The 8,553-nt window shown below is 67.4% G+C and carries 5 protein-coding genes; 3 read left to right on the plus strand and 2 right to left on the minus strand.

The genetic code is table 11. The features are described 5' to 3' along the window. Positions 1–317 precede the first annotated feature (317 nt). The gene (locus tag ACWDTF_RS20715) at positions 318–2,315 is read left to right on the plus strand and encodes an ABC transporter ATP-binding protein (RefSeq protein WP_449754977.1); all 1,998 of its coding nucleotides are present in this window, start codon (positions 318–320) and stop codon (positions 2,313–2,315) included. A 1,007-nt stretch (positions 2,316–3,322) separates the two neighbouring features. Here ACWDTF_RS20715 and mscL read toward each other — a convergent pair. Next, the gene (mscL, locus tag ACWDTF_RS20720) at positions 3,323–4,159 is read right to left on the minus strand and encodes a large conductance mechanosensitive channel protein MscL (protein ID WP_449754978.1); all 837 of its coding nucleotides are present in this window, start codon (positions 4,157–4,159) and stop codon (positions 3,323–3,325) included. Between the two features lie 366 nt (positions 4,160–4,525). Here mscL and ACWDTF_RS20725 point away from each other — a divergent pair, with 366 nt between their 5' ends. Next, positions 4,526–5,872 (plus strand): IS110 family transposase, encoded by a 1,347-nt coding sequence (locus ACWDTF_RS20725; protein ID WP_449754979.1) that lies wholly within the window; start codon positions 4,526–4,528, stop codon positions 5,870–5,872. A gap of 413 nt (positions 5,873–6,285) precedes the next feature. Here ACWDTF_RS20725 and ACWDTF_RS20730 read toward each other — a convergent pair whose 3' ends face one another. Then, positions 6,286–6,951, minus strand: a complete 666-nt coding sequence (locus tag ACWDTF_RS20730; RefSeq protein ID WP_449754980.1) for an SAF domain-containing protein — start codon at positions 6,949–6,951, stop codon at positions 6,286–6,288. Positions 6,952–7,157: 206 nt separating this feature from the next. On the opposite strand from ACWDTF_RS20730, the gene nhaA reads away from it, so the two are divergent. After that, positions 7,158–8,450: a Na+/H+ antiporter NhaA gene (gene nhaA, locus ACWDTF_RS20735; protein WP_449754981.1), complete on the plus strand. Its 1,293-nt coding sequence runs from the start codon at positions 7,158–7,160 to the stop codon at positions 8,448–8,450. The last annotated feature ends 103 nt before the right edge of the window (positions 8,451–8,553 follow it).

Raw genomic sequence — 8,553 nt, forward strand, 5'->3', positions numbered from 1 at the left:
GTGGCCTTCGAGGCTCGTCGCTTGCGCTCCTCGCGCCTCAGGCGGCGATGGGTTCGTCGCTTGCGCTCCTCGCACCTAGGCAACGGTTGGGGGCGGCTCGGTAGCGGCTCGACCAGCGGTGGGGGCTCGGCTCGGCCTGCGGAACATAAGCGGCTCGGGCAGCGATAGGAGAGTGGAGGCTCGACCGACGTCGAGCCTGGGCACCTCGTGCGCAGTTGCTGTGTCTTCGCTGGATAGGGCCTGCTGGCTTGGTATTCGGGATCGACCGGCGGATAGGCTGCGAAGGTTGGGCGCACACGAACAGCGAAGGTGAGGGAATGGCCGGCTTACGGAAGTCTCGATGGAGCGTGACTCCCGAACCGGACGAGCTGTATGAGACGGAGGCCGAGTTCGACGGCGCGGGTGAAGTGGTCTCGACACGCCGCCTCGCCCAGGGGCTCGGAGGCGGCTCGACCAGCGGTGGGGACGAGGGGTCGGGTGAAGTGGTCTCGACACGCTTCCTCGCCCAGGGGCTCGGTAGCGGCTCGACCAGCGAGGTTCGCGACGGGCTCGACGACTACGACGACCGCCCCAATCCTCTCAACGTCATCACCACCATCCGCCGCTTCACACCGCTGCTGAAGGGGGAGCGGTGGAAGCTGGCCGTCGCGATCCTGCTGTATCTGATCGAGGTCGGGACCACGGTGGTCACGGTCGCGGTGTTCGCCTACATCGTCGAAAACGTGTTGATCACAGGTGATCTCCAGGCACTCGTGGCGCCGATGATCATCTGGGTGAGCGTCACGCTCCTCGGTTCGGCATTGTCGTACGCGGGCAACGTGATCGGCGGCAGCGTCACCGAGAAGGTGCTCCTGCGGCTGCGCGACCAAATGTATGCGCACACACAGCGATTGGCGCCGCACACCCGATCCCGCTTCGACACCGGCGACCTCATCGCCCGACACAGCTCCGACGTCGAGGCCATCGACAGCCTGCTCTCGTCGGGGATGATCTCGGCGGTCGTCGCGATCGTCAGTCTCGTCATCTATGCGGTGGCGGCGTTCGTGACCGCCTGGGATCTGGCGCTCTTGGCGGTGATCCTGGCGCCGCTGCTGTGGGTGATGGCGCGCTGGTTCGGCGTCGTCGTCAAGAAGGCGTCGCGGCGCGAGCGGCACGCCAATGGCCGCATCAGCACACTGGTCAACGAAGGTCTCACCAATTCGCTGGCCATCCAGTCCGACAACCAGGTCGGCCGCGACCGCCTGCGCGTCCTGCGACAGTCGCGCATCTGGCGCAACGCTCGGATGTCGGAGATCAAGGCCAACGCCGCCTTCTCCGAGGCCGTTGGCATCGTCGAGGTGCTGTGCATGATCGCCGTCTTGATCTTCGGGGCGTGGCAGATCTCGGTCGGCGACGCCACCCTCGGCACGCTCATCGCGCTGACCGGCTACCTCGGCTACCTATACCCGCAGATCCAGACCCTCGGCGGACTCGTCGTCGACGTCACCGCCGCTACCGCCAGCGCCGAACGCGTCGCCCAGGTCCTCGACGCACCGATCGGCATCACCGACGCCGACGACCCGGCACTCGACGATCCGACCGTCGTCGCCGACGCCACCGATGCCGACGCAGAGGCGATGCTCACCGCGCCGATCGCCGGCCCCGTCTCCGACCAAGCAGCCATCACGTTCCGCGACGTCGGCTTCAGCTATCCGGGATCGGGGCATCGGGTGCTCGACCACGCCGACCTCACCATCGACGACGGCGACTTCGTCTCGATCCTGGGCGCCAGCGGCGCGGGCAAGAGCACACTGACCTATCTGCTGCTGCGGTTCTACGACCCCGACACCGGCTCGATCACCCTCAACGGCAACGACATTCGATCCCTCGGGCTACCGACCCTGCGCGCGCACATGGCCGTGCTGCCGCAGCAGGTGGCGCTGTTCAGCGGGACGGTCGCCGACAACATCGCCTACGGCCGTCCCGAGGCCACCCCCGAACAGATCCGCAAGGCCGCCGCGTCCGCGGACGCCACCGAGTTCATCGAACGAATCCCCGGTGGCTTCGACGCGAAGCTGGCCGAGCGTGGCGTCAACCTGTCGGGCGGCCAGCGGCAGCGGATCGCGCTGGCGCGTGCCTTCCTGCGCGACACCCCACTGCTCATCCTCGACGAGCCGACCACCGGCCTCGACGGTGCGACCACCACGCGCATCCTCGAACCGATGGTCCGCCTGGCGAAGTCGCGCACGACGCTGCTGATCACCCACGACCCCCAGGTCGCGGCGCTGGCCGACTACACGGTCGAGGTCGACGGCGGCCGGCTGTTGCGTCGCTGACCGACCCGTGAAACGACGAATCCCCGTCGCCGAAGCGACGGGGATTCGAAATCAAATGACTGGCGGGTCAGCTGCCCCACCAGAACGGCCACGGACGGGGTCCGCGACGACGCGGCGGGGGTCCGTAGGGTCCGCGACGACGACGACGGGGCGGGGGGCCTCCACGGCCAGGTCCGCCGGGACCGCCAGGTCCGCCAGGTCCACCGGGTCCGCCAGGTCCGCCGGGGCCACCAGGTCCGCCGGGGCCACCAGGTCCTCTACGTGGGGGCATAGCTCTCTCCTTTTTCCGGACGTCGTCGGAAGTGACAGGCGTCACGATAGGTTGATCGCCGATTCATCATCGGACGTTACGAACGCTAACCGCGGAGAGAGTGCGCCTCAAGGACATCTGGACATGTCGGGCCACTTTCGTCTGATCGGACGGCACCGTGTGGAACCTACTGCGGCGCACGGAATGTCGCTCGACGGATCAGTGACCTGGCTTTCTGCCAGTTTCCTGTGAGTTTGCTGCCGAAACCTGCGTGGTAGCTGTGAGTTTCGATCAGGTTCGGTCGTACCACCCAGATTGGGAAAGAAAAGCCGAACGCGACCCTGCGGAGTCGGAGGTACCGCAGGGCCGCGCTCTCGAAATTGGTGACGCGAAGTCAGCTTCCGAAGAAGCCGAACGGCCACCGACGCGGACGGGGCTCCGGGCGCCGACGAGGCTGCGGGCGTCCTCCGGGACGACCCTGCGGCTGGCCACCACGGTTATCGGGACGCTGCGGCTGCTGTGGCATGTGTTGTACCTCCGGTTGTGTCTGTACTTCGTCGGACTCAACTGAAGGTATGAACCGAACCTGGACGGTGGCTGCCGGTGTCGCTGTCAGTCGGCTGTGGGTCCGGGTCTGCACGCTCCCACCGCTCCCTGAGCGAGGGAGCGCAAGCGACGCCGTGGCGGCGAGCGATGGCCCAGCTTGGTGCCCACAGACACAAATCGGCCCCCGCGGTGTGCGGGGGCCGATCTGTTGTCAACGTGAGTGACGTCCGGGCGCGTCCGGTGGGAAGTCACCGGGGTACTGCGTGCCGGGACCCGATCCGGGCGGCGGTCCTTGAGGCCCGGGCGGCGGGTAGTTGCCGGGCGGCGGGTAGTTACCCGGAGGTGGGTAATTGCCGGGAGCCGGCTGCGGCGTCGGATACGGCGGTCCGCCGGGTCCGCCCGGCCCACCGAGCGGTCCGGGCGGGGGTCCCGCCGGAGGTCCGGTGAGCGGTGCCTGCGGGCCCGAGGGTGGGCCTGACGGCGGCTCGTACGGTGCGGTCGACGGCGCCGGAGGTTGCGGGGCGTCGGGCTTCGACGTCGAGATGCGCTGTGTGGCTCCTGCGGCCGCGCCGGCCGGTGCTCCATACAGTGGCCCAGACGGTGGTCCGGATGGGTCGGACAGGTGGTCGGGCAGGTCGGCCTCGGCTTCTGCCTTCGCCGGGGACGCACCCTCCGGATCGAGCAGATCGCGGATCTCGGTGAGCAGCGCGACCTCGGTGACCTCGGACTTCTTGCCGAAGCCGCCCAGTTCGGCGAGCTTGTTGTACGGCATGATGATGATGAAGTACACGACGGCCGCGATGATGAGGAAGTTGATGATCGCGGTGATCACAGCGCCGATGTTGACGAACGTCGACGGATTGTCGGTGATCTGGAACCCGAGTCCCTGAGCGGCGTCGCTGCCGATCGGGATCGAGTTGATGATCGGCTGGACGATGCCGTCGGTGAACGCGGTGACAATCGCGGTGAACGCTGCACCGATGATGACCGCGGTCGCCAATTCGACGACATTGCCCTTGAGTATGAAGTCCCTGAATCCCTTGAGCACGGTGTGCGGCCTCTCCTTGGTGATTTCCCGCTCTTGTTCTCGGTAATTCGAATCTCTAACGAGTTCCTGAATTCGATGTGTGCCACCGAACTTCCAAACCCTATCCAGGATCGTAAACGAATCGCGCTTCTTTGCAGCGAATGCGCGATATGTGTCGGGTACCTCGCCGGGTTGAACGCGCCCGACCGGTGGCTCGGCGCGAGCGCTCCCTGGTGAGATGACAATGTCGTGTCGCCAGGCCTTCGAGGCTCCTCGCTGCGCTCGTCGCACCTAGTAATGGGTTGAGGGATTGGAAAGCAGCGACATCCTCCTGTTTTGGTTGATGTCGGGCTTGGTGTCCCAGGAACCAAAACTAGGAGGATGTCTGTGTCTGATCGTAGTCGGTTGAGTCGTGGTGACAAGCGCCGTAATGCCCGGATTGCGCGGTTGCGTGAGATCGTGACCCGCGATAACGCGGTGTTGGGGTTGGATTTGGCCAGCTCCAAGCAGGTGGTGGTGGTCACCGATCACGATTCGCAGGTGCTGGCTCGGCGCACGTTTCGGTGCTCGCCTGGGCAGTTGGGGCCGGCGTTGGCGTGGGCACTGGCCGAGGCGACCAAGGCGGGATTTCGGGGGTTGACCTTGGCGTGTGAGCCGACGGGTCACCGCTGGCGGGTGGTGGGCGAGTTGGCGGCCGAGGCCGGGATAGCGATGGTGTGTGTGCAGCCGATGCTGGTGGCCCGGGCGCGGGAGGCCGAGGACTTCACCCGCGACAAGTCCGATGACAAAGACGCAGTGTTGATCGCCCGGCTGACCTGCCAGCTACACGTGTATGTGCCCGAGGTGCTGTCCCCGGTGTGGGCGCGGTTGCGGCATTTGGGGGCGCGCCGGGTGGAGCAGGTCACCCGCCGCAGCGCGGCCCGCCAGCAGGTGCGCGATCTGTTGGAATGTGTGTGGCCGCAGGTATTGGGTTGTGCGAGCAAACCTTTCGATGCCGCGACCTGGCTGGCCGCGATGCGGGTGGCCGGCTGTGACCCCGAGAAGGTCCGCGGCCACGGCACGCTGGCGGCATTTATCGCCGCGGTCGCCGCCGAGCTACCCGCCTGGGGCGCGCGGCGCGTGTACCGGCCGATCCTGGCCAAAATTTGGGCCGCGGCCGCCGCGCCGGTCAGTCTGCCCGGTCAGCGGGCCGCGGCGATCGAACGCGCCGGCTACGTGCTCGGCGACCTCGCCCATCACGCCCACGCGTGCGGGCAGGTCGAGACCGAGATGACCGCGGTCATCGACGAGTTGGGCTACACCGCGCTGATCGAGTCGTTTCCCGGGATCTCGGTGGTGGGTGCCGCGGCGATCCTGGCCGAGACCGGTGATCTGGCCCGGTTTGATTCCGCCCGCGCGCTGGTCAAGCATGCCGGGTTGTGCCCGCGGGAGAACGCCTCAGGCACCTACGCCGGGAAAACCTCCATCAGCCGCCGCGGTCGGCCCAAGCTGCGGCTGGCGGTGTATCGGGCCGCGTTCGCCGCGACCGCCAACAACGAGGTCTACGCCGCCCGCTACACCCACCTGACGACCCGGAAAGCCAACCCGCTGACCAACAATCAAGCCCGCGTTGCGATCGGTGCAGCGCTGCTGCGTCAGCTCTACATCGTCATCGTGACCAACACAACGTGGGATCCGGCCATCGCTGCCGGCGGCACCACCAAACAGGGCACTGCCCAGCAGGAGGCCGCCTAACCAACACCTTGTTGCCGGGACAAGCTCGAAGCACCTGGGGAACAACCCGCGGCTGAGCATGAGCAGTCCCACCCCTCGCGCGACCAAAGCTCGAATGAAGACTGTCGGGAACAACCCGATTGACCGCTAGGTAGAGCACGCGCAGGGCACCTCGGACCCCGGCAACCCAACAACCCCCAGCACCCAACTGCGGCAAACAGATTCCTTGTCAGCAGTCGAACAAACACGCCCACACACCGAAAACCAGCCCTTGACAACCAACCCCATAGACTGCTCAGGCAGCGGTGGGGGAGTCTGCGCTCGTCGCACCTCAGGCAGCGGTGGGGGAGTCTGCGCTCGTCGCACCTCAGGCAGCGGTGGGGGAGTCTCCGCTCGTCGCACCTCAGGCAGTGGTGGGGGACTCTGTGCTCGCGTCAATGCAGCACCACGGCAAGCGGTGCGTCGAGTCCGACGGCGGCGACGCGGTGCGCCGACGATTCGTTCATCGCGAGCAGTACGGGACGGGTCGCAGTTCGGGCGGCCAACCCACCTCCGGCACTCTGCGTCGCGGGGAGCGCGACCACCGCGCCGCGCGCCAAGACTTCCGCGTCGGGCGACAGCACGTCGACCACGTCGCCCGAACGCAGCAACGCGGTCAGGGCGTCGTCGGCGAGGTGCACCGGGACGAGCCGGGCGTCGTCGGAACCGGTGAGCGCAGAGGGCAGGCGTGGCGTGAGGAGTCGGGCGTCGGTGACGATCTCACCGATGCGGACCGGCCCGGCGATCATGCGTCCGATCCCGGCGTCGGCGCTGGTGAGCGCACCGTCGGGGACCAGCGCCGCAGGAACGCGCACCACCAGCACATCGTCGGCGGTCAGCGGCTGGCCAGGCCGCAGTTCATGGGCCGCTGCCAGCACCGGACGTTCGCCGCTCGTCCGGTGTCCGGCGAAACCGACGCCCACGGCGACCGCGAGCAGCGCTATGGCTGCGGCGCGCCGGATGAGCACGCTGCGCGTCCAGCCTGGCCGCAAGGCGTGCCGGAGTCGATCGCGCCATCGGGGAGCGAGTCCGGTCCGAAGGGGACGACGCAGTGAAGGCATGCGACGACACTAGGTTCGCGCCGACACACCGATGCCGAACCATCCACAGGTGGCGCGAAACCGGCGCTGACCTGTGGATGACCGGGCCCGGTTCGAGAATGTCGCCGGCGTCAGGGAGAATGGTCCGCGGTGTGCCGGGAAGTCTGGTCGGCCTCCGGCAGCAAAGCGTGCCGGAGAATGCCACCGACGACCCCAATGGAGGATTCATGTCCGACCAGCAACCCACCGGTTCCGACCTCTCGCCACCAGGCGAGTCGACGTCGGACACCTCACCGTCGCGCACCGCTCAGCTCAAGCGCTGGGCAGCCCTCGACACCACCAGCGGCGCCCTGCTGCTCACCGCCGCCACGATCGCCGTCGTCTGGGCCAACTCACCCTGGCGGGACAGCTACCAGGATCTCCTCGAGATCGAGTTCGGCCCGGCGGCCTTGCATCTGCACCTGTCGCTGGCGGACTGGATCGCCGACGGCATGCTCGCCATCTTCTTCTTCGTCGTCGGTGTGGAACTCAAACACGAATTCGTCGCCGGCACCCTGCGCGACGCCAAACTTGCCGGCGTGCCCGTCGTGGCCGCTCTCGGCGGCATGATCGTCCCGGCGGCCTGCTACGTCGCCGTCGTCGGCATCGGAGACCCCGAAGCGCTCGGCGGCTGGGCGATCCCCACCGCCACCGACATCGCGTTCGCCCTCGCCGTCCTCGCCATCTTCGGCCGGGGACTGCCGCTGGCGCTGCGAACGTTCCTGCTCACCCTCGCCGTCGTCGACGACCTGCTCGGCATCACAGTGATCGCCACCTTCTACACCGACACGATCAACCTGCCCGCCCTGCTCGGCGCACTGGTCGCGGTCGCGGTGTTCGCGGTCCTCGTCCGCATGGCCCGACGCTGGTGGCTACTGCTGTTGCCGGTCGCGCTGACGGCGTGGACGCTGATGCACGCTTCCGGCGTCCACGCGACCATCGCCGGTGTGCTGCTCGGCTTCTCGGTGCCGGCCGTCGCGATCCGCGGCGAACGGATGCCGCGCACGGAACTGTTCGACGAAACCGTCCGGCCCTACTCCGCTGCGCTCGCCCTGCCCGTGTTCGCCTTCGCCGCCGCCGGGGTGACCGTGGTCGGCACGTCGAGCATCATCCAGCCGGTGTCGATCGGCATCATGCTCGGACTCGTCGTCGGCAAGGTGGTCGGCGTCCTGGCATTCACGGCCTTGATGGTGCGCTTCACCCCATTACGACTGCCCGACTCCATCGGCCTCCGAGACCTTCTGCCCGTCGGCATGCTGACCGGCGTCGGATTCACCGTCGCCCTGCTGATCGCCGAACTGTCGTTCGAAGTGGGCAGCGACTCGCACGCCGCCGCCGCGAAGGCCGCGATCCTCGCCGGGTCGGTGGTGTCGGCGGCAATCGCGGCCGTCCTGCTGAGGTGGGACGCACGTCAGTTGCGTGATCCCGACATGAACCGTGACGGCATTCCCGACGTCGATCGCGACGTCATCGGCGGCTGATCTAGGCGGCCTCGGGGCCCTGCGCTCCACCGGCTCCCGCTCACCCTTTTCGCTCCCGCTTATTAGATATAAAAAAATGTTTGGGAAAATGTGGGTGGGGTTT

This window comes from Gordonia sp. NPDC003422 (assembly GCF_053588675.1).